This is a genomic window from Microcystis sp. M079S1, from assembly GCF_020246425.1.
Lineage (GTDB): Bacteria > Cyanobacteriota > Cyanobacteriia > Cyanobacteriales > Microcystaceae > Microcystis > Microcystis aeruginosa.
Genome location: NZ_JADBSZ010000255.1, coordinates 1 through 21,311 on the forward strand (window position 1 = coordinate 1; position 21,311 = coordinate 21,311).

The 21,311-nt window shown below is 44.4% G+C and carries 25 protein-coding genes and 1 tRNA gene; 20 read left to right on the forward strand and 6 right to left on the reverse strand.

The features are described 5' to 3' along the window. On the reverse strand, positions 1-621 hold a 621-nt coding region (locus IM456_RS16785), incomplete at its 3' end, for an IS4 family transposase (protein ID WP_287705192.1). Positions 622-802: 181 nt separating this feature from the next. Between IM456_RS16785 and IM456_RS16790 the strand changes: the two genes are divergently transcribed. Further along, a complete protein-coding gene (locus IM456_RS16790; RefSeq protein ID WP_002756874.1) occupies positions 803-1,120 on the forward strand; it encodes a DUF3067 family protein in 318 nt (105 codons plus the stop codon). 173 nt (positions 1,121-1,293) lie between these two features. Here IM456_RS16790 and IM456_RS16795 read toward each other — a convergent pair whose 3' ends face one another. Then, complete coding sequence (locus IM456_RS16795; RefSeq protein WP_287705193.1) at positions 1,294-2,001, reverse strand: PEP-CTERM sorting domain-containing protein; 708 nt, start codon at positions 1,999-2,001, stop codon at positions 1,294-1,296. Between the two features lie 614 nt (positions 2,002-2,615). Here IM456_RS16795 and IM456_RS16800 point away from each other — a divergent pair. From IM456_RS16800 to IM456_RS16840, 9 genes are all read left to right on the forward strand, one after another. After that, entirely contained in the window at positions 2,616-3,299 is a 684-nt protein-coding gene (locus IM456_RS16800) for a PHP domain-containing protein (RefSeq protein WP_004162466.1), read from the forward strand. 228 nt (positions 3,300-3,527) lie between these two features. After that, a complete protein-coding gene (locus IM456_RS16805; protein WP_287692943.1) occupies positions 3,528-5,426 on the forward strand; it encodes an NAD(P)H-quinone oxidoreductase subunit F in 1,899 nt (632 codons plus the stop codon). Between the two features lie 179 nt (positions 5,427-5,605). After that, positions 5,606-5,677: transfer RNA gene (locus IM456_RS16810), tRNA-Thr, on the forward strand. 247 nt (positions 5,678-5,924) lie between these two features. Next, entirely contained in the window at positions 5,925-7,160 is a 1,236-nt protein-coding gene (locus tag IM456_RS16815; protein ID WP_287692941.1) for an RNA-guided endonuclease InsQ/TnpB family protein, read from the forward strand. Between the two features lie 77 nt (positions 7,161-7,237). After that, positions 7,238-7,591 (forward strand): metal-sensing transcriptional repressor, encoded by a 354-nt coding sequence (locus tag IM456_RS16820; protein WP_002781887.1) that lies wholly within the window; start codon positions 7,238-7,240, stop codon positions 7,589-7,591. Between the two features lie 66 nt (positions 7,592-7,657). After that, positions 7,658-7,840: a 30S ribosomal protein S21 gene (gene rpsU / locus IM456_RS16825; RefSeq protein WP_002738938.1), complete on the forward strand. Its 183-nt coding sequence runs from the start codon at positions 7,658-7,660 to the stop codon at positions 7,838-7,840. Positions 7,841-8,070: 230 nt separating this feature from the next. Then, positions 8,071-8,724: a uracil phosphoribosyltransferase gene (gene upp / locus IM456_RS16830; RefSeq protein WP_149988095.1), complete on the forward strand. Its 654-nt coding sequence runs from the start codon at positions 8,071-8,073 to the stop codon at positions 8,722-8,724. Positions 8,725-8,738: 14 nt separating this feature from the next. Beyond that, positions 8,739-9,026: a ssl2009 family thylakoid membrane protein gene (locus IM456_RS16835; protein ID WP_149988094.1), complete on the forward strand. Its 288-nt coding sequence runs from the start codon at positions 8,739-8,741 to the stop codon at positions 9,024-9,026. A 192-nt stretch (positions 9,027-9,218) separates the two neighbouring features. Further along, entirely contained in the window at positions 9,219-10,010 is a 792-nt protein-coding gene (locus IM456_RS16840; RefSeq protein WP_287692936.1) for a Uma2 family endonuclease, read from the forward strand. Between the two features lie 213 nt (positions 10,011-10,223). Here IM456_RS16840 and IM456_RS16845 read toward each other — a convergent pair whose 3' ends face one another. Beyond that, positions 10,224-11,096: a PEP-CTERM sorting domain-containing protein gene (locus tag IM456_RS16845; protein WP_287692934.1), complete on the reverse strand. Its 873-nt coding sequence runs from the start codon at positions 11,094-11,096 to the stop codon at positions 10,224-10,226. Between the two features lie 163 nt (positions 11,097-11,259). Here IM456_RS16845 and IM456_RS16850 point away from each other — a divergent pair, with 163 nt between their 5' ends. The 3 genes from IM456_RS16850 (at position 11,260) to IM456_RS16860 (ending at position 12,945) form a co-directional block, all read left to right on the forward strand. Continuing rightward, the gene (locus IM456_RS16850; RefSeq protein ID WP_061433160.1) at positions 11,260-11,568 is read left to right on the forward strand and encodes a hypothetical protein; all 309 of its coding nucleotides are present in this window, start codon (positions 11,260-11,262) and stop codon (positions 11,566-11,568) included. Then, the gene (locus IM456_RS16855; protein WP_061433159.1) at positions 11,565-11,942 is read left to right on the forward strand and encodes a toxin-antitoxin system TumE family protein; all 378 of its coding nucleotides are present in this window, start codon (positions 11,565-11,567) and stop codon (positions 11,940-11,942) included. Before IM456_RS16850 ends, IM456_RS16855 begins: the two co-directional genes overlap by 4 nt. 211 nt (positions 11,943-12,153) lie before the next feature. After that, positions 12,154-12,945 carry a Uma2 family endonuclease gene (locus tag IM456_RS16860; RefSeq protein ID WP_287692930.1) on the forward strand — a complete coding sequence of 264 codons (792 nt, stop codon included), beginning with the start codon at positions 12,154-12,156 and terminating at the stop codon, positions 12,943-12,945. 111 nt (positions 12,946-13,056) lie between these two features. Here IM456_RS16860 and IM456_RS16865 read toward each other — a convergent pair whose 3' ends face one another. Then, positions 13,057-13,776 (reverse strand): PEP-CTERM sorting domain-containing protein, encoded by a 720-nt coding sequence (locus IM456_RS16865; protein WP_287692928.1) that lies wholly within the window; start codon positions 13,774-13,776, stop codon positions 13,057-13,059. A 328-nt stretch (positions 13,777-14,104) separates the two neighbouring features. Between IM456_RS16865 and IM456_RS16870 the strand changes: the two genes are divergently transcribed. The 7 genes from IM456_RS16870 to IM456_RS16900 all read left to right on the forward strand — a co-directional run bounded on the left by IM456_RS16870 (position 14,105) and on the right by IM456_RS16900 (position 19,551). Then, positions 14,105-15,001, forward strand: coding sequence for an ABC transporter permease (locus tag IM456_RS16870; protein ID WP_002799574.1), 897 nt, complete (start codon positions 14,105-14,107; stop codon positions 14,999-15,001). A gap of 251 nt (positions 15,002-15,252) precedes the next feature. Then, positions 15,253-15,585: a hypothetical protein gene (locus IM456_RS16875; RefSeq protein WP_002796859.1), complete on the forward strand. Its 333-nt coding sequence runs from the start codon at positions 15,253-15,255 to the stop codon at positions 15,583-15,585. Positions 15,586-15,900: 315 nt separating this feature from the next. After that, positions 15,901-16,092, forward strand: a complete 192-nt coding sequence (gene petP, locus IM456_RS16880) for a cytochrome b6f subunit PetP (RefSeq protein WP_002742483.1) — start codon at positions 15,901-15,903, stop codon at positions 16,090-16,092. Between the two features lie 22 nt (positions 16,093-16,114). After that, the gene (locus tag IM456_RS16885) at positions 16,115-17,191 is read left to right on the forward strand and encodes a Get3/ArsA fold putative tail anchor-mediating ATPase NosAFP (protein ID WP_287692925.1); all 1,077 of its coding nucleotides are present in this window, start codon (positions 16,115-16,117) and stop codon (positions 17,189-17,191) included. Positions 17,192-17,197: 6 nt separating this feature from the next. Further along, positions 17,198-18,178 carry a chlorophyll synthase ChlG gene (chlG, locus tag IM456_RS16890; protein ID WP_002796856.1) on the forward strand — a complete coding sequence of 327 codons (981 nt, stop codon included), beginning with the start codon at positions 17,198-17,200 and terminating at the stop codon, positions 18,176-18,178. A 385-nt stretch (positions 18,179-18,563) separates the two neighbouring features. Next, entirely contained in the window at positions 18,564-19,292 is a 729-nt protein-coding gene (locus IM456_RS16895) for a Bax inhibitor-1/YccA family protein (protein ID WP_043999493.1), read from the forward strand. Between the two features lie 88 nt (positions 19,293-19,380). Further along, complete coding sequence (locus tag IM456_RS16900) at positions 19,381-19,551, forward strand: CAB/ELIP/HLIP family chlorophyll-binding protein (protein ID WP_002742489.1); 171 nt, start codon at positions 19,381-19,383, stop codon at positions 19,549-19,551. Between the two features lie 51 nt (positions 19,552-19,602). On the opposite strand, the gene IM456_RS16905 is transcribed toward IM456_RS16900, so the two are convergent. Together IM456_RS16905 and IM456_RS16910 are read right to left on the reverse strand one after the other, a co-directional pair. Then, positions 19,603-20,223, reverse strand: a complete 621-nt coding sequence (locus IM456_RS16905) for a hypothetical protein (RefSeq protein ID WP_002796853.1) — start codon at positions 20,221-20,223, stop codon at positions 19,603-19,605. 487 nt (positions 20,224-20,710) lie between these two features. Continuing rightward, positions 20,711-21,311, reverse strand: a 601-nt coding sequence (locus tag IM456_RS16910) for a Uma2 family endonuclease (protein ID WP_287692922.1), incomplete at its 5' end; no start/stop codon positions are given.

Genomic DNA, 21,311 nt, shown 5'->3' on the forward strand with positions numbered 1-21,311 from the left:
AACTTTTCGGTTATGAGTTCCTCGAATTAATAAATGAGAGTTAGGACTTCTTGATTGGGCAAATAAATCAAATATGTCTGCCTCACAATCTCCGATTGTTACTACTTGAATATCTTCGGGTATTTGTTGTTGTGTTTCTGATAAAGAATCTAACCATCTTTGACTTTCTTTTTCTTGAGTTTCTCTTTTTTTTCTTTGCTTGGCAATCCCTAAATTCTTTTCTTCTCTCGCCCAGACATATTGATTAATTAGTCCCAAAGGTATTCCTGGCGCTGAGACTCCTAATGTGGTATGAACTTTGAAACCAAAGGATGTTTTACAATCTAGATAACCCATTCCCTTTTTGGCTTTTTGCGTCGTAAAGTCTAAACTTGTTGTGTCTTGCACTGCCAAAAATATTGGATGTTCTTTGATTCTTTCTACTGTACTTTTAGCTTGGACGGCAATTAGATCTGAGGGGTGAAAATAGGGTGAATTCCAAAAGTCGTAGGTGGCACTGGCGGCGGCTAGATTTCCCGAGGCTTGTGGCACACTTGTACTAAATTGGCTGGTTAATCTTTTCTTTCTTCTCGTGTCCCCTAGGTCTGCATACTGTAATTCTTGGGCTGCCCATTTCTCCATTTTTTTTTGCTCACCTCCACCTTAATTCCTTCTTTCAAAACTATACCTATCAATCGTTTCCCTTTTTTTTAAGTTTCTTCTCTTTTTGTTAAGAAAGATCTGACTAATGGATAGAGGGTCTTCCCCTGACATTTATGATAGAATCAGGGGACTGACTGACATCTGAGAAGCGATAGCAACCATGACGGGTGTGGACTTACAGCAATTATTACTAGAAAAATGGGGTCGTTCCTACGATATCCAGCTGCGACGCATCAAAGATAAGGTTCATGTTCAGGTAATGTGGAAATATCTCGAACAAGCTTCTTTTCCCCTCTCCGAGTCTGAATATCTGGAACATCTCAATGCGATCGCTAATTATCTCCACGAATGGGGTGGTTTTAGTCAATTTCAAGCTTTTATCCGCGAAACCCGCGAGCGTCCCCGTCTCGGTAAAGCGGTTAGTCTGGCCCTAGATCTAGGTGAAAGGGCCTCGGAATGGCTGATCAGTGATCAGTGATCAATTATCAGTGACCAGTGGGATTGTTCAGTGAACAGTATACTGCATTTAAATTGCGTATTGGATATTTTAATACAAATGCTCGAACCCCCCACTCCCCCATCCCCTTCTCTAGACACAAAAAAAGGCGTTAAGCTTAACCTTAACGCTTGCCTTTGATTCAATGACAGTGACTAGCTCTTGCGACGAGCGAAAGCACCAATACCAGCAACGGCTAAGATACCGAGGATAGCAGAGGGTTCGGGAACTTTAACTTTTGGCATTTGTGTGAAGTCGTTGGTGACACTGTTAAGGGAACCGGTGGGAGAATTGACCTGGTAAGTGTCTCTGACGAAGAGTTTCGTGATACCGGACGGAACTGGAACCATGGCACCAGAAGCACCCGACGCGGTCGTAGCCGTCGAAGTTCCGATTAACGCCGACCCATTGATACTATCTGACCAAACCATCTTCTCCGTAAAGATACCCGAGTTACCTGCGCCAGTTGCATCATAACCAATACTGAAATCTTTGAACATCTTCGCCGGATCAAGAATCTCGACCGTGTAATCTATGACGAAAGTACCTCCGGCTTGGGTCAGAGCGGGAGTTGGTCTGTAGTTGAAGGTGTGTCTGTCTATAGTCGGTGACAAGATTTGATCTATGAGAAGAACCCCGTTATCTATAGGACCAGACGTTGGACTGGAGCCGAGGAATGTGAAAAGCTTGTCTCCCACTTTGCAAGGAGCAGACTTGAAACCAGAAAACAGTTGTCCCAATGGTAGAGGACAATCCGCCGCCTGCGCCTGGACGGGGGCAGTATTGGCAAAGCCGAAAGCGGCAACGCTGCCAGCGATGGCAAGAGTGCCGGTAGTTACTCGTCTAGAGATGTTTGTGATCATTTTAAGTGGTTTGTTACTTTTTATTAGGGCAAAGTACGTAGACTACGCACTCTAGTATAGTTATAACCTTGGACAGATGAAATGTCAAGTGAATGAAATGAAAAGAAAGTGAGATGCTCCCCAGTAGGGTGCGTTAGCGTAACTCACCAAAAACCTTTCTTTGTGGTGCGTTACGGCAATATTCAGAGCTTGATTTTTGCCCTAAAAACAAGGGATTGCCTAACGCACCCTACCCAACTACTAAAGACTTGTGTGATTTGAAGCGGTCAAGGAAGTATTTATGGTCACAGGTAAGCTAAAACGCAGATGATTACACCTCGACCTAATATTATGTCAAGACTAAAAGTTTTTCTAGTTAGGGTTTGCGGCAAAAAGTTTTTCGGTGGGGGCAGGGTGTGGGGTGTGGGGTGTTAGGGTGTTAGGGTGTTAGGGTTTTAGTTGAAATTCCCCATTCCCCCATTTCCCCATTTCCCCACTTCCCTACTTCCCCACTTCCCCACACCTTTGAAAGAGGATTTAGTATTAGTGGTAACAGCAGCTACCCAATTTTTTTTGGTATTTGCTATGCTGATTGTTAACAATTTGTAATCTTTGGGAAATTTCCTCAATACTGCATGGTCGTTTCTGCTACAATTCCACCCCTAGCTCAAGATACCCTCGCCCTGAAAGCGGTGTGGGCAAATGTCGGCTATGATAGTTGTCCCTACCATTACAATTTCCATCTCCACACCCATTGTTCCGATGGTCAAATGAGTCCCCAAGACTTGATGAGACAAGCGTTAGATATCGGACTAAAAGGATTAGCAATTACTGATCATCACTCGATCGAAGGTTATCGACAAGCCCAAATTTGGCTAGAAAATGAGCATTTAAAGGGTTCTCTACCCCATCTCTGGACAGGGGTAGAAATTACGGCGAATCTCTTAGAGACAGAAGTGCATATTCTTGGCTATGGTTTCGATCCTACTCATACCGTTTTGACTCCCTATCTGCAAAGAGCCAAACCGGAAGGAGATCTAGCTTTGGCCTCTAGAGTCATTAACAGTTTACAGCAAGCGGGGGCCCTAGTGGTTCTCGCCCATCCCTTTCGTTACCATCGCCCCGCAGCCGATTTAGTAGCGGCGGCGGTAGAATTGGGTATTGATGGTATTGAGGCCTTTTATGCCTACGGCAATCCCAAACCCTGGCTACCGAGTCAACGGGAAACCGAACAAGCACTCGCTCTTAGTCGTCAATATCAATTATTCGCCACCTGTAGCACCGATTCCCACGGTAAATCTTTATTACAGCGCATTTAGCCTGATCCCGGGATTAACTGTAAAATAACTAAATTGACTAAACTCGCTCCCTTCTCGATCGAGTGTTAGTTTTTTATGGCCGTTGATCAGTGATCAGTAATCAGTAACCAGTAACCAGTGAAAGAGCCTAAATTTGTTGAAAATTGAAAACTTAAACCTGATAACTTAAAACTTAAACCTGATCACTGATAACTGATAACTGATAACTGATAACTGATAACCCCCTGAATGAAAGATTTATTCCTTTACACTTGCTGGTTAATTCCCATTTATGGCTTAATTGGTTCGATTTTAACCTTGCCTTGGTCTTTAGGCATTATTAGTCGCACCGGTCCGCGGCCGGCCGCTTATATTAACCTATTGATGACCGTATTAGGGTTAATACACGGAACGATCGCTTTTAATCAAATTTGGCATCGAGAGACGATTAAACTGACTTTTGAATGGGTAAAAGTGGCCGATCTTAGTTTATCCCTTTCGATCGAACTTTCTCCCGTCAGTTTGGGGACGCTGGAAGTGATTACCCTCGTCAGTCTCTTGGCCCAAATCTATGCCCTTGGCTACATGGAAAAGGATTGGTCTTTGGCGAGATTTTATGGCTTAATGGGCTTTTTTGAGGCAGCTTTGGGGGGAATTGCCCTGAGTGACTCCCTACTATTCAGTTACGCTTTCCTAGAGATGTTAACAGTCTCTACCTATCTCCTCGTCGGTTTTTGGTATGCCCAACCTTTGGTAGTAACCGCGGCCCGAGATGCCTTTTTAACCAAGCGCGTCGGCGATATTATTTTATTGATGGGTTTGGTGGCTCTGTCCAGTTACGGAGAAGGATTGAGTTTTTCTCAGTTAGAAAATTGGGCAGTAAATAACCCTGTACCGCCTCTGACGGCGACTTTGTTAGGATTAGCCCTTATTGCTGGTCCAACGGGTAAATGCGCCCAATTTCCCCTGAATTTGTGGCTAGATGAGGCGATGGAGGGACCAAATCCAGCCGGAATCATGCGGAATTCGATCGTGGTTTCGGCGGGGGCCTATGTTTTAATTAAGCTGCAGCCGGTGTTTACCCTATCTCCGATCGCTGCCAATGTTTTAATAGTGTTGGGGACAATGACGGCAATCGGTACTTCTCTGATGGCCTTATCGCAAATTGATATTAAACGGGTTTTATGCCACTCCACCAGTGCCTATCTCGGTTTGGTCTTTATTGCGGTGGGATTAGGTCATGTGGATATCGCTTTACTAATTTTATTCTCCCATGCGGTGGCAAAAGCCTTATTGTTTATGAGCGCAGGAGCCTTAATTCTCACCACCAGTAACCAAAATATCACGGAAATGGGGGGAATTTGGGCAAGAATGCCGGCTACAACCATGGCTTTTTTAGGAGGTTCCGCAGGGATGACGGTTTTAATGCCCCTGGGGATGTTTTGGACATTAAAACGGTGGTTAAGTGGTGAATGGGCGATTCCTTGGTGGTTATTAGCGGTTTTAATCTTTGTTAATTGTCTTAGCATCGTCAATCTTACTCGGGTATTTCGTTTAGTCTTTTTGGGACAAACCCAAAGTAAGACCCATCGCACCCCGGAAGTGGCTTGGCCGATGGCTTTGCCCATGGTATCGTTGATTTTAATCGTTTTATTGGCCCCGATTATTCCCCTACGTTGGGATTTTTGGCTATCTTTCACCAATCCTCTCGTTAATAACCAGAGTTTTACTATTGTCTGGGGTTTTCCCTTACTGATGGCCTCTGGAGTAATTGGCCTAGTTATCGGCTCAATGGTAGAGTTAAGACGAGCTTGGGCGAGACCAACCGGGTTAATACTGCGATTCTTGCAGGATTTGTTCGCTTATGACTTCTATCTTGATCGCATCTATCAGTTTACCGTGGTTTTAGCCGTGGGAAGCCTGTCAAAAATTACCGCTTGGCTCGATCGTTATATTATTGATGGTCTGGTTAATTTGGTCAGTTTAGCGACGATTTTTAGCGGCAGTGCCTTAAAGTATAATGTTTCTGGTCAATCACAGTTTTATGTTTTGACTATTCTTTTGGGAATAGGGGGATTAATCTGGCTCTTATTAAACGGTCAATGGTCATTGATAACTGATTATTGGTCATCCCTTTTGACTCATTGAACCTCTGTGTATCGCTCCCTAGTCTTCCGGTCGCGGACTAGGGAGGGAAAGCAGCGGGATGAATCTGCTCGGGGGGGACAGACGGTTAAAATCGGTCTTAGCTTAAAACCCCACACCCTGCCCGCGGGAAAAACTTTTTCAGCAAGCCCTATTTGTGTTATAATTGGTTGGTCAAGAATGCTGGTGTAGCTCAGTGGTAGAGCAGCTGATTTGTAATCAGCCGGTCGCGGGTTCAAATCCCATCACCAGCTTTAATCTCTCACTCCCAATCGAACTTTAAAAAACCTACTTCCCACTTCCCACTTCCCACTTTCAAACCGAAGACCCCTGAACGGAAATTTAAACCAGACAAAACCATTCTAGGGACTGGGGTTAACCACAGAAACCAAAAACCTACCTAAAGCTTTTTAAAGCTACTCATTTCTGTAGCTAGATAGCTAAAATAAGTAACTTTGGCCACCGATAGATTTTAAGAACGTTATCAGGTATAATCAAGATATGAAGCTAGTTGAACGTCATATTATCAGTCAAAACCATCCCTTATGGTCAGAAATCGACCATTATGCCTTCTTGTCAAAAAATTTGTTCAATCTAGCTAACTACCATTATCGCCAATATTTCTTTGAAAACTCCCAAAAACTGAGTTTTAATCAACTCTATCATCTGGTATCTAAAACCTCAGATTATTTAGCTTTACCCACGAAAGTGAGTAAGCAGATAATCAGAAGATTAGATCAGGCTTGGATTAGTTATTTTGCCGCTTTTAGAGCTTGGAAAAAACACCCTGAAAAATTTTTAGGAAAACCTAAAATTATTAAGTATAAGGACAAAACCAAAGGAAGAAACCTGCTAATATATTCTCAGGAATCAATTTATAAAAAACCTTTAAAAGAAGGAATTTGTCACTTGTCTATGAGCGACGTAAAATTGACCACTTCCCGAAGAGAAATAATTGAAGTGAGAATTGTCCCCAAAAGTAGCTGTTATGTCATTGAAATAGTCTATGAAAGACGGTCGGAAACCACAGATAAACAAGAGATAGCTGGGATAGATTTAGGAGTTAATAACTTAATGGCTGTAACTACAAATCAAACAGGTGTAGCACCTCTTTTGGTAAATGGCAGACCGTTAAAAGCAATTAACACCTTCTACAACAAACAACGTTCCCGCTTACAATCTCAACTGAAAACCAGAAATAATCAACCCTCATCTAAGAGATTGATATTCCTAACCCATAAACGAAACTGTCGAGTAGAAAATTATCTACACACAGCCAGTAAAAGAGTAATAGATTGGTGTATTCGACCTCAAATAGGGACATTAATAATTGGGCATAATGAGCGGATAAAACAATGTCTTAATCTAGGAAAAAGGAATAATCAACAATTTGTTAATATTCCCCATTATAGATTAATAGAAATGTTAACCTACAAAGCTCAATTAAAAGGAATAAAAGTCATAATAACTGAAGAATCCTATACCTCACAATCCAGTGCTTTAGATAGGGATGAGTTACCTAAATATGGTGAAGAAAAACCATTATTTAAGGGAAAAAGGTTAGCTAGGGGACTGTATAAAATGGGAACAAATCAGTTGTTAAATGCCGATGTCAATGGGTCATTTAACATCATTAGAAAAGTAATTCCTGATGTCATTGACCAGGGAATAAAGGGTTTGCCGTTTAATCCTGTAGTGCTTGACCCACTACGAATGACTAAGCTTTCAGGCTTTTAAGTAAGTTTGAGTAAGTTTAGTTGAGCGGTTCGCAACTGTGGCACACTAGAGAGTAGAACTGAATTGACGGTAAGCTCTTGACTAATCAAATTACCCCTTTCGACCCCCTTCACAACCACGACGAGACGGGACATGACCACGAGTCAAAAGGGACTCCCCACGTCCATAGCGAAGCTTCCCTGAAGCAAATTATTAACCGTCTCTCGCGCATCGAAGGACATATTCGCGGCATCAAGACGATGGTATCGGAAAATCGTCCCTGTCCCGAAGTTTTGATGCAAATTGCCGCTATTCGCGGGGCGATTGATCGCGTCGCCAGAATGATCCTCGACGAACATCTGAGCGAATGTATTGCCCGGGCTGCCCAGGAAGGTAGTATCGAGACAGAAATTGAAGAATTAAAGGCCGCCTTGGATCGCTTTTTACCCTAGATTGTGCTATAATGAGAAGTTGGCATTTTTTAGGCAGAGAGCGATTACAGGAGGTGAATTAGGTTAATGACCCAAGTGGTAGTTGGTCAGAACGAGGCGATCGAATCAGCCCTGCGTCGTTTTAAGCGACAGGTAGCGAAAGCGGGAATTTATGCGGATATCAAAAAGCATCAATTTTTTGAAACCCCTCAAGAAAAGAGAAAGCGTAAAGCAGTAGCCCGGAGACGACAAAGAACCCGTCGTCGTTAAAACTCCCCAAGTCAGAAGCCGCTCGCAAGCTTCTGACTTGCTTTTATTTTAACCTAGTTGTGGGGGTTGGGTTTTAGGGGTGTGGGAAGTGGGGTGTGGGGTGTGGGGATGGGGAGATAGGGAGAAAAAAGCTGATTACTGATCACTGATCACTGATTACTGATAACTGACTCCTGAAGGCTTTTTCGCTTAAGATAAAGTTTAGCCCTCGATCGAGTTCTAGTGTTTTCATGGTATTACAACTGCGCGTCTACGTTCCCGAACATCCTCTGGTTAAGCATTGGCTGGCGGTCGCCCGCGATCAAAATACCCCCTCGGTACTGTTTAAAACAGCGATGACGGAACTAGGGCGCTGGTTAACCTACGAAGCGGCGCGGCAATGGTTGCCGACGCTGGAAACTAGCGTTAAAACCCCTCTAGCGGAATGTGCCGCTACTTTTATCGATCCTAGCGTACCGATCGCCGTAGTTCCGATTTTAAGGGCAGGATTAGCCCTGTTGGAAGGGGCCCAAAGCCTTTTACCCCTAGCTAGTACCTATCACCTCGGTTTGGCCAGAAATGAGGAAACCCTGGAGGTGAGTTGTTATTTAAATAAATTACCGGCCAGTTTTGATCCGGCCACGAGAGTCTTAATTCTCGAACCGATGTTAGCCACGGGGGGATCAATTTCAATGGCAATGGCAGAAATTACCGGCAGAGGCGTTGATCCTACCCTGATTCGCCTGATTTCCGTGGTGGCTGCCCCGCCGGCTTTACAGAAATTGAGTCAAAATTATCCCAGCTTGAACATCTATACGGCTATTATCGATGAAGGATTAAATAGCCGCGGTTACATCGTGCCGGGATTGGGTGATGCCGGCGATCGAGCTTTTGGAACCTATTAGGAGAAAAAGGGATTATGAGTCAGCGAGATGGGTTTACGGGCGGTTTTTTAGCCGGTGCGATTGTCGGTGGTTTAGTGGGCGGTGTTTTGGGGACAGTGTTGGCTAATCGCGGCCGTCGCGGTTTAGGAGATGGGGATAATCAGTCTTTTTTGGAGGAGAGCCGCAATGGGCGCTTGACTCCAGAGGAAGGCATGGAAATGGCCCGCCGCAGTTTGGAAGATAAAATTGCCCAGTTAAATCTAGCGATCGATGATGTGCGTCAACAGTTAGGATCGGTACAGGAAAACGGCAGCGATCATTAAATAGGGCTGGCCGAATAAATCTAAAAACCTTGTTGGATAATATCTTAAGAATAATGTGTTGACAATTAGGCAGAGCCTTGCAACCAGGAAAAACAATCATCGCTTAGACTTGATCGCAGAAAAACAACGAAATCTAAAACCGTAATTTTCCGTTAGAATGAGCAGTAATCAAACACCACGCTTGCGGGAGCTATGGTTAACCTCACCTATAACAAAAATCGCCCTCTTCCCAGCGCCGAAGAATTGCCCTCTTCCGACGAAACTCCAGTGGATAATCAGTTACAGAATGATATTCCCAATCTGCTGCTAAGTTTATTAGCCTTAATTTGGACCAGTCGAGATGATTGGTATTTTGGGGTAGATATGGCTGTCTATTATAATCCAGAGGAATCAGCTTTTGTCCCCGATGGTTTCTTAGCGGTTGGAGTCAACCATGATACGGGAGAAAGAGGTCGGTTAAGCTATGTTTTGTGGGGAGAAAAGTATATCTTGCCGATTTTGTTTTTAGAGGTAATTTCCGAGAAGTATAATAGTGAGTATGAGGAAAAATTCTTAAATTACCAAACCCTGGGGATTCTGTATTATGCAATATACAATCCTTTGAGTGGCAGAAGGGGAAGATTTAAAAACCGACAAAGATTAGAGGTATATAAATTAATCTCAGGGAAATATGAACTTCTAGAAAGTGAGAATAATCGAGTTTGGTTGCCTGAAATTGGCTTGGCGCTAGGTTATGAAAAAGGAGAACATATTGCTTGGTATCGGGAATGGTTATACTGGTATGACCAGTCAGGAAATCGCTATCTAACGGCTGAGGAAAGAGCGAACCAGGCTGAGGCGATCGCTGCTCAAGAACGTCTGGCTAAACAAGAGGCGGAAGCGATCGCTGCTCAAGAACGTCTGGCTAAACAAGAGGCGGAACAAAAAGCCATCCGGTTGGCTGAAAGGCTCAGAGCGCTTGGAATTAACCCCGATGAAATGTAGGCTCTGACTTCTCCAAGGTATAAGCGCCAGTGCTTCCCTAATTTCCCTGGCCGTGCCTTGGATTACTGTTGCTTGTGTAGTCATGATTTTTGATCATTCTAGGGCGAATCCTAGCATAATTCACGACTGAGATGCTACCCATCGAAAAACCAAAAAAACAAAACCCCCTCAACTGACTCAATGAAGGGGTGTTTGTGATATTTTGTGGCCAATTTAGCCGACTTTTGTGGGTTTCTTTTCGGTGGATTGGGAGGATTTTAGTTTGCGTTTGAGGGTTGAAGCTGCGCCAAGAGTCCCGATAGCAAACAGTCCAAAAAGAGAATTGGGTTCAGGAACAGAAACTTGTGTGGTGACGAAGTTCAGGGAATTGGCCATTAACAGTGCGCCATCGGTACTACTGACCCAGAGACCGGAGAGAGCATCGCTTGATGGGGGATAAAAATTCAACCCAGCTATTTTGCCCGCAAATGTGGAGGTATTGACAGCGATTAGCGGTGCCCCATTGCTCCAGTCAGCCACTGCCACCGCACCGGGGTTGAGAGGTCCCACTGTATTGTAGAAACTCCATGATCCGCCATTGAAGCTGGTAACGCCTGCGAGGATCGGGTTCGATGGATCGTAAATTGTTCCTAATGTTAGATTTCCGGGTTGGTTCTGTCCTCCTGGTTGCCAAACATCGTAGTTTTGCGCCCTCCACCGACCACCAATGTCTATGAAAGCGCTCCAGAATGAAAAAGTCGCTTGGACTACTCCACCACCCGCATCGACGTAATCTGCCAATACGTTACCGAAAGTGGTTGGATCGGCAAAACCGAAATCAGAAAAGAATAGTACGGCATCATAAGTCTGTAATTGCGCGAGAGTCGGGGTAGAAGAACTGACATTCAGTATATCTACGCTTCCAGAAATTAGGCCAGTTCCAGCAATTTTTGCTTGAACGTCGTTGAGAAAACTCGCAGTGCTGGGAGATCCGGCAATCAGAACGCTGGCCAAGGCGTGGCTAGTAGTGCCGAAGAAAACGGTTGATGCCACAATACCAACTGAGAGGGATTTTTGACTCAGCGCCGCTAAAATTGGATTTTTCATTTTTAGAATTAAACACGAATAGGGCTTAAAGGGCAACATACACACTTACCCCCCCCCGCATTGTATTAAAAGCTACAATTTAATAAATATTTACATTCCTTTCCCCCAGGGCTTACGCTTGCTAGAATGAAAACCCGCTTGATTTGTGGTAATGAGACAGTTTATGTTAGATTTTCATCTATCTGTTCAGCCTGAAACAGAAAAACGCCTTAAAAAGATTTTAAACTCTATCAAAGATCAAGAAAAATTTGCCCAAAGCATTATTGATTATCAGATTGCCGAATTACAAAAAAGCAATTTGAATCTAAAATTAGATTTAGCAGCTCTGGAAAAACAATATCAAATGACATCCCCAGAATTTTATCAGCAATTTTCTCAAGGTATTTTAGGAGATGAATCGGATTTTATAGTTTGGTCTGGACTATATGAAATGCTTCTTCAAAACGAGGCTAATCTCCAGGAATTAAAATGATTGAAGCCTATTTCTTGCAAATCGAACAAACCATTCGAGAATTTCCTAATGTGAGATATTTATCACTGACCAAGAAAATTTATAACGCAAGTCAAGGCTATATTAATGGTTCAATTATTTTTGAAAATAATCATCGCTTAGACTTTATTGAAGTAAAAAATACTGACACTATACCAAAGATAAAATATCGCTATCATTACATGAACGAAGCTCAAATTATGATCTTCCGTTATGATAATGCACCCCATCATGTTGAGATTGCCACCTTCCCCCATCATAAACACGAGGTTGATGACATTAAAGAAAGCCTTGAGCCTAGTCTTGATGAAGTGCTTTTAGAAATCGCACAAAAACAGCGAAATATAAAACCGTAATTTTCTGTTATAATTAGCAGTTTATTGTAGGTTGGGTTGACGCAAGGAAACCCAACAAAGAGTAACGAGAGAGTCAAAATAGCGAGCGCCGATTCAGACAGATTTGGCGATTGGGTGTTGGGTTTCGTTCCTCAACCCAACCTACAGTAATCACAGTTACAATGTTTGAGAGGTCTGAGTGGTAACTGATAACTGATAACTGATAACTGAAATGACTACACCTACCTTCACCATTCCCCAATCTGACCCTTCCCTTTCCCCCCGGCAATCCCTGCCGACGATGTACGATTTACCTAGTGATAATCCACTTGAACCCGGTTTGCCTGACGAATTTCACCTATTACAACCTCAGTTATTACTGCTGACTTTTCAGCCTCCCAACTGGGAACCAGAGCTAGTTTTTAGCGCCGCTGACCTTAACCTTTACTACGATGTCAGACACCCTCAATGGTACAAGCGTCCTGATTGGTTTGGGGTGGTCGGTGTTTCTCGCCTCTACGATGGCCATGACCTGCGCTTAAGTTATGTGATTTGGCAGGAAGGGGTTTCCCCTGCGATTGTGGTGGAATTATTGTCTCCAGGTACGGAAAATCAAGATTTAGGAGAAGAACTACGCCAACCAGAAGAACCGCCAACTAAGTGGACAGTTTATGAACAGATTTTGCAGGTTCCCTACTATGTAGTTTTTAGCCGCTATACTAACCAACTTCAAGCGTTTGAACTGGTAGATGGTCATTACCAACCCGTGACTTTAGTGGAGGGACGCTTACCGATTCCTCAACTGGAATTGAGCTTGGGTTTGTGGCAAGGTTCCTATCGGGGAATTGAGCGGCTATGGTTGCGCTGGTTGACGCTGGAGGGAGAGTTGATTCCCCTTGCCGATGAGGAGTTAATTGCGGCTAAACAAGAGGCTTCTGCGGCTAAACAACGAGCAGAACAACTAGCGGCACGATTGCGGGAATTAGGGATAGAGCCTGAAACTATTCCTCAGATTGACTTTTAAATTTAGGCAGAGCCTAAATGTTTGGTTCCAAGGCTCTGCCTTGGAACCAGGAATTAAACAAACTACCCCAAAAAAAGAGAGAGGAAACCCGCGTCTCCTCTCCCTGGGACATTATTTTCTCGCTTTGCGGACAGCACCCCCTAACATTAAACCGCCCAGGGTGATAAAACCAAGAAGGCTAGAGGGTTCGGGGACAGTGACTGCTGGAGTCGGAACTGTCAGTACGGTTGAGATTCCATAGAACCGATATTCTTCAGAACCTGACTTACCGGATTCGCTGATCCACCCTGACCCCAGGAAAGCGCCCGCAACACCGACGATAGCGCCATTAGACCCGAGCGCCCCTCCGACCGTACCATCATCCGAGGTTCCAGACCATACGAAAAAGAAACCTACGGATTCTTGGGGAGTGCGATCAATGCCGGTTAATATGCTGCCATCCCAGAGATCGGCATTATTGTTGGCAACCCGGTTGCCATCTATGAGATAGATCGGAACACCCGTACTCGATGGATTAGTACCTGTATTATCACGGGCAGCGACTGAATCCGTAGAACCGATCGCCTTCCAAGTGATCGCACTCGGAGTAAATCCTGCCGCTGTTAAAGCCGTAGCAAGAGGGCTTCCTGTTACCTCATTGGTCACAAAGTTATTGTAGTCGTCGATGTCGGAGCTTGTTGCATCCCGTGTGCCGTCAGTAACAAACACCAAACGATACTGGTCGCCCGGATTCAAGCCGGGGGGTACGACCACCAAAGCAGCTTGTGCCGCACTGGTTCCCAGAGTTGCCAGGGCAACCCCGGCACAGACAATGCCGAGTTGTAATTTCATAACAAAGGGTTAATGGTAAATGATTTGAGTGCGTGACATTTAGATTTGGGTTAAGCGATAGGGCAACCCAAAACAATGACAAGCGAATGCTCAAAGACAAAATACACACTCCCCCCCCCACATTGTATCAAAAGCTACAATTTAATAAATATTTACATTCTTCTCCCCCAGGGCTTACGCCCCTTGTATATTGGAGAAGTGGTAGGGTGTCAGCCTTTTCTTCGAGAGGATTTGCCGATCACCAGAACCCCAAGAGAGCCATCTGATCACTTATAAACTGTTGACTATCCAAATTACTCGTTGAGACTGCATTAGAGGTAAATATTTCATGAGCCAAACCATCACACCTTCTTCCTTAAAAGCTAGTTTAGCCCCCAATCCCACTAGAGCAGCAACGGTGGACGATGGGGGAAATGTGCTAGGGGAATTTCTGCAAGAAACTCTGGCCATGACTAAACGTCTGTTCATCCAATTACAACGTCGTCCTTCAACCCTAATCGCGGGGGTAATTCAGCCCTTTATGTGGCTGATTTTATTCGGGGCATTGTTTTATAAGGCTCCCCAGGGTCTATTCGGCAACGATCTCAGTTATGCTAAATTTCTCGCCCCCGGGGTGATTGTCTTTACCGCTTTTTCTGGGGCCTTAAATGCCGGTTTACCGGTAATGTTCGATCGAGAATTTGGCTTTCTTAACCGTCTCTTGGTAGCGCCTTTAACCACTCGTTACTCGATCGTGGCCGCTTCTACCATCTATATTATCGCCCTCAGTTTCATCCAAACCGCCTCGATCGTGGCCGCTAGTGCCTTTTTAGGGGCAGGATTGCCTAGTTTAGCTGGATTAGGTGCGATCGCTTTGATTGTTTTCCTAATAGTTTTGGGTATGACCGCCTTAAGTCTCAGTTTAACCTTTGCTCTCCCCGGACATATCGAATTAATCGCCGTCATTTTCGTCACCAACTTACCGCTTTTATTTGCCAGTACCGCCCTCGCTCCCTTAAACTTTATGGCAGATTGGTTACAAGTAATCGCTAGTCTCAACCCTCTTACCTATGCGATCGAACCGATCCGTTATATTTATTTCAATCAGCACTGGTCTTTTGATAGCATAGTCTTACAAACCCCTTGGCTTGACCTCAATTTCTTGACAGTTTTAGGCCTACTCTTAGCTTTTGATCTGCTAATACTTTTAGCAATTCAGCCCTTACTTCGTCGTCGTTTTGCTTAAATCAGTTATCAGTTGCCAGTTACCAGTTACCAGTTATCAGTTTACTGTTCACTGAAAAGCCGGCAACTTTCTCACCACCAAAAACTAGATAAGTAAGTAGTTATAATTAAATTGAAGATAGATTTTGCCTCTGATCCCCCCTTAGTCCCCCCTTGATAAGGGGGGTGCCGATCCCCCCTTAGTCCCCCCTTGATAAGGGGGGGCTGACAACTTTTAACACCTACCCACTTAATTTTCTGAGGAGTCAGATTATGAATACTCAAAAAATGTTAATCAAATCGTCTTTATTCCTAGCTACTATTTTATTGGTCGGGGCTGATTTTAATCCGCAAGTGTTAGCTCAAAGCTTGAACCCCAGTCAGCCAGATTATCAAAAAAATGAACGTAGTTCCGATGGCAGGGATAGTCTCGGTGGTTTTAATCCTTTAGACTTGATTCATAATAGTAATTTTCGTCGTAGCCGGGACGGATCGGAATTTCAGGAAGATACTCGCAATAATATCAACGAAGCGGCCGAGGAGTTTAAACGCAAGCAAAGAGAACAACTAGAAAATCTGCAAAATCCTGCCCCAGAAACCAAATAAAACCCTTTTTTTTGAGTAGCTAGACACAATTAATTGCACATATCTAACTACCTCTTGCCTCTTACCCCCCCAATCCCCCCGACATCGGGGCGGCGTACCTCTTGCCTATTGCCTATTGCCTATTGCCTATTGCCTCTTGCCCATCCTAACCAAGAAGTTGATTTTGTCCAACTACTTAGTATATATGATCGCTAAGTGCAGATGATCTGAGAAAGACCGATAACTGAAGAGCATTGGGGGGTTTATCTGACACGAATTTATATTAAACTTAGGATTGGTTTATTGAATTATCGTCTTATTAAAACTGTGGAAGTAATGGAAATCGGGCAAAAAGTCAAGGTCTGTCGCTTAAGAGACCGCGTTAACTCGGATGTAGCGGGTAAATTGGGTAAAGTGGGTGTCATCAAAAATTTTAAGATGACCGATGGCAGCGGTGTTGGTGCTGTTGTCCAGTTCGATGATAAGACCGCTACTTGGTTTTTTGAGGATGAACTCAAACTCATCTAAATACAATGCTTAGGAATTAATTATGTCCTTAATTTTGACCTTTTTGGGCAAGGGGGGCAGCGGTCGCAGTACAATAGCGATCGCTTCGGCAAGAAAAATGGCTGGTCTGGGGTCAAAAGTTCTCTTGATCGGGCAAGATTCTGGTCCCGCTTGGGGATTACTCCTCAAGGCCTCCCCTAGCTCCTCCATTACCGAAATTGCCCCTAATCTCTCGGTTGTGCAGCTTAGTAGTACCCAGTTACTAGAAAAAAGTTGGGAAGAAGTCAAGGAACTGGAAAAGCAGTATTTGCGTTCTCCCACCTTGAAAAATGTTTATGGTCAAGAGTTGGGCATTTTACCCGGAATGGATCAAGCTCTAGCTTTAAATTTCCTGCGGGAACAGGATAAAAGCGGAAATTACGATGTCATCATCTACGACGGCAGCGGAGATATCAATAGTCTGAGAATGTTGGGGATTCCAGAGGTGGGTGGCTGGTATTTACGGCGTTTTCGGCAGGTTTTTAGTGATTCCGAGATTGGACGCACCCTTTCTCCCTTTTTCCAACCGATCGCCGCTGCCGTGCTGAATTTCTCCTTTAATCCCGACGGTTTAGGGAAGAAGGCCGATAATAACATTTTAGACGAGGGACGTTCCGCTTTAGCCGATCCTCGGCGAGTTTTAGCCTATCTAGTCACCAATGATGATCCACTTGCGATCGCAGACGCTAAATATCTTTGGGGTGGGGCGCAGCAAATCGGTTTAAATGTGGGGGGAGTGATTTTTAATCGCTGCCAGAGTGCTACGGAGGATTTTGCCCCGCTGCCGGCGGCGATTTTACCCGACCGTCAAGGAGAAGATTGGCAGGAGTTAATCGCCGAGTTACCCAATTTTCTCACGGTGCAGCCGCCCAAACCGTTAATAATCGATCCGGCAGCCGGTCAGGTCAAGGTTTATTTACCCGGATTCGAGAAAAAACAGGTAAAACTGACGCAATCGGGTCTAGAATTAACCATCGAAGCGGGGGAGCAACGGCGTAATATTGATGTACCACCGCCTCTAACCGGACGAGCGGTAAAAGGGGCAAAATTCCAAGACGGTTACTTAATTATTTCTTTTTAAGGGATTATGTCGAACACCGAGATAGAAAACAAGGACGATCGAGCGGCCAAAACTCGCCAATTATTGGGCATGAAAGGGGCCTCATCGGCAGAAACCTCCCTCTGGAAAATCCGCTTACAATTGATGAAGCCGATCACTTGGATTCCCCTGATTTGGGGGGTTGTCTGTGGGGCTGCTTCATCGGGGAATTATACTTGGTCTTTAGAAGATGTCTTAAAAGCGGCCACCTGTATGTTACTTTCCGGTCCATTGATGACTGGTTATACCCAAACTTTAAATGATTTTTACGATCGAGAAATCGATGCAATTAATGAACCCTATCGTCCAATTCCTTCGGGGGCAATTTCTATTCCGCAAGTAGTCGGCCAGATTTTGGTTTTATTAGCGGGTGGTTTAGGAATAGCTTATCTTCTCGATCGCTGGGCTGGTCATGATTTCCCGATCATGCTCTGTTTAACCCTATTTGGTTCTTTTATCGCCTATATTTATTCAGCGCCACCTTTAAAATTAAAACAAAATGGTTGGCTGGGAAATTATGCCCTCGGTGCTAGTTATATAGCATTACCTTGGTGGGCTGGTCACGCCCTTTTTGGTCAGTTAAATTGGACAATTATGATCTTAACCCTTATCTATAGTCTAGCGGGGTTAGGCATTGCTGTAGTTAACGACTTTAAAAGTGTGGAAGGTGACGAAAAATTAGGCTTAAAATCCTTGCCAGTTATGTTTGGAATTACTACCTCGGCTTGGATTTGCGTGATTATGATCGATGTTTTTCAAGCAGGAATTGCGGGTTATCTGATTAGTATTCATCAGAATCTTTATGCCGCTATTTTACTGTTATTAATTATCCCTCAGATCACTTTCCAAGATATGTATTTTCTGCGGGATCCGCTCAAAAATGATGTCAAATATCAAGCCAGCGCCCAGCCTTTTCTAGTCTTAGGAATGTTGGTGACAGGTTTGGCTTTAGGTCAGGGGATACTCTGAAGATTGTAATACTAAATCCGTTGAGTATAGGCTACTTATGAAGACAGGCAAAAGGCACTCATGCAAAAGGCAAAAGGGGGGATAAATAATCAGTCTTTAATAACCGGATTTAGTATAATTAATAAAAACAGGAAATATCCAGTTTACGGGACATTATCGCCTTGAATCGGGCTTCTGTTTACGGTAACTTAAACGGTCAAGAGGGGAGAAAACTGTGGCTTCTAGCTCGATCACCAGTCTTTTAGTTACAATCAAGAGGTAATTGTGCTTGAGGGGAAAACTTTCTTTCTTCTCGGCCAACTATTCGGCATTCTTGACTAACTAATCAAGAATAGTTTCTGTTTAACAAGATTGATTGAGACAAGTATCTCGAATCCTAGTAACCATGAGTAATACCAGTAACTTTCGTCAAGCTTTACGCGAGGCTAAAAGCCAAGCTCTTATCGGCCCTAATGTTATCCCCAAGGCCCTGCCCTATCTCGGTGGCGGTCTAATTTTGACTGCGGTGGGAACCTATGGCGGTTTAGGTGTGATCCAATCCTATCCCCAGATTTTCTTCCCGACTTTCTTTGTCGCCCTGATTGCCGAGATTATTTTATTTTTTGTCGCCCGTAATACTGCCGAAAGAGGCAATACAGGCACTGCTCTGCCCCTACTGACTCTCTATAGTCTTCTTTCTGGCTATACTCTCAGTGGAATCGTCTATGTGGCCTTAGGTACTTCCGGTGTGGGTTTGCGAGGAGTAGCAATTGCTGCCCTCGGTTGCGGCATTGCTTTTGTGTTGGGACGGAATATCGGCTCGAATCTGTCGGAAAAAGATGGTTTAGCCCTGACTCAAACCGTTAGCATCGGTATTCTCGCTCTCTTTATTGTTCTCATTGGTCAGCTAATTTTCTCTATCTTTGGTGGCGCTACTCCCACCTGGTTAGAAATCGCCATTTCTGGCATCGGGGTTTTCTTGTTTGCCGGCTCGGCAGTGGTGGACTTTTACATCTTGCCCCGTACCTACAGAGATGAGCAGTATCTCAGCGCTGCTTTATCGATGTATTTGACCTATATCAACCTATTTATCTTTATTCTGCGCCTTTTAATCGCTCTTAACGGTCGGGATTAGGGAAAATAGGGAGGAGTTAGAAATTAGTTACACCCTAAGTTCTAACTCCGCTAGAATAGTAAAGAAATGTAAACAGCCTGTAAAGATCATGACTGAACCACAACCGACTCAAACCCCCAAATTAGAAGATCCCAAATTTGGCTTTAATGACTATGCCGAGCGCCTCAACGGTAGAGCCGCTATGATTGGTTTTGTGATCACCCTGTTGATCGAGTATCTAACTGGCCAAGGTCTGTTATCTTGGTTAGGGTTACAGTAGTTTTTTAAGCTTTTTTAGGCATTCTAGGGGAAATATAGCCTTGAGTGTTAGTTAACGCATACAGGCTTCATGATTTTCCCCGTAGAATCCTTGCAAGACCGAATCACCTCGCTGTTGTGGTGTACCGTGGGAGCGATTGGGGGCCTCAAAATCGCCCACTTCCGAAGCGGCTTCCGCTAGAAGTTTTCCCGCTATTATATAATCCTGTTTGGATAAACCTCTCGCTTCGGTAAATAACCAGGAAAGGGTATCTCCCGCTAAACAATCGGCCTGTAATTCAATGCCGATGCTCATTCCGCCTTCATCGATGCCACCGATACCCCGATTCCACTGAACAGCGTGAGCGGCCTCGTGAGCGACGGCGTAAAGGGGAAATAGGGGATTATCGCTAATACCAGTAACTTGCTTGAGATTGACATAGACTGTATTATCTACAGTGCAGAAAGCCGCTAGGGAAATTACCCCGCAGGGAGTGGTGATCGGGCCATCGCTTAACAAATACTTAAAATTGATCTGGTGTAATTGAGCCGTATATTCAATTACCGCTTCTAAGGCATCCGTAATATCGTCTGCTTGCGCTCTCTGGGCTAGAGGGGATAAAATCAAGAGGGAACTACAAGAAACGGCAGATATCAGGGATAATAACCGTTTACGGCCAGAGTTAGGTTTCATGATACTAACAAAGTCGGGAGTGAGGAAGAAGTTTAATTGATCTGGATTAGCTTGCCGCTACGATCACAATTTTAAAAGCTATATCTAAGACTTCCAGAGAAAATACAGAATTTACACGGCTTTTGATCGAAGTTTACAGAATTCCTCGTCAAGGTTTAGGAAATTAATTTGGCACGACCACTTATTGTGTTGAAAATAAGTACCTAAGCAAAATTAATTACACATATCTAACCACCTCTTGCCTCTTGCCTCTTGCCTCTTGCCTATCTTCACTAGGAAATTAATTTTGCACGACTACTTATGTCCGTCAGTCAGGCAAAAAGCTCCTCATCAGGTCATTTCCCCATCTCCCCACCCTGATCATCTCATACAAATGTACCATAATTTCTCGCAGAAGTCGGCCAAGGGGGAAAGGGATAATTTTCCCTTTAATATGACCCCCTTTTCCCTAAATTTACCGAAAATTTCCTGACTTATGCCAGAGACACTATAAATCTATCCCCATTTCCTGCAAACGAGCCGCCAGCTGTTGAGAACGCTGTCTTTCCGCTTCCAGAGCTTGCTGAGTAGCATTTAATTGCTCCTGTGCCGCAGCCGCTTGCTCCTGTGCCGCAGCCGCTTGCTCCTGTGCCGCAGCCGCTTGCTCCTGTGCCGCAGCCGCTTGCTCCTGTGCCGCAGCCGCTTGCTCCTGTGCTGCAGCCGCTTGATCCTGTGCTGCTTCTTCTGGCAAGGGGATTAAATTGCCTTCTGGGTCATAAAATCTGGCCCAAATTGCCGTTTCTCGGTCAATAGTGCCTTCCCAAGTTCCCAACCAATAGCCCAAGGTTTCACACCATAACCAGCCGCGCTCGTTTCGTTCTAAAGAATGGTAGCGTTGGTCAGCCCCTAAATGCCATCCTTGTAAAGAATTGGCATCAAAAGGATCGTAGATGAAATAATCTGGCGTGCGGAAGGTTCGCTCATAAATTGCCTTTTTTCGCACTTTATCGGTTCTGGCGGTACTAGGAGAGGTTAATTCTACGATAACGTCGGGATAACGTCCCTCTTCTTCCCAAATTACCCAACCCTGTCGCTCTCTGCTGCCATCG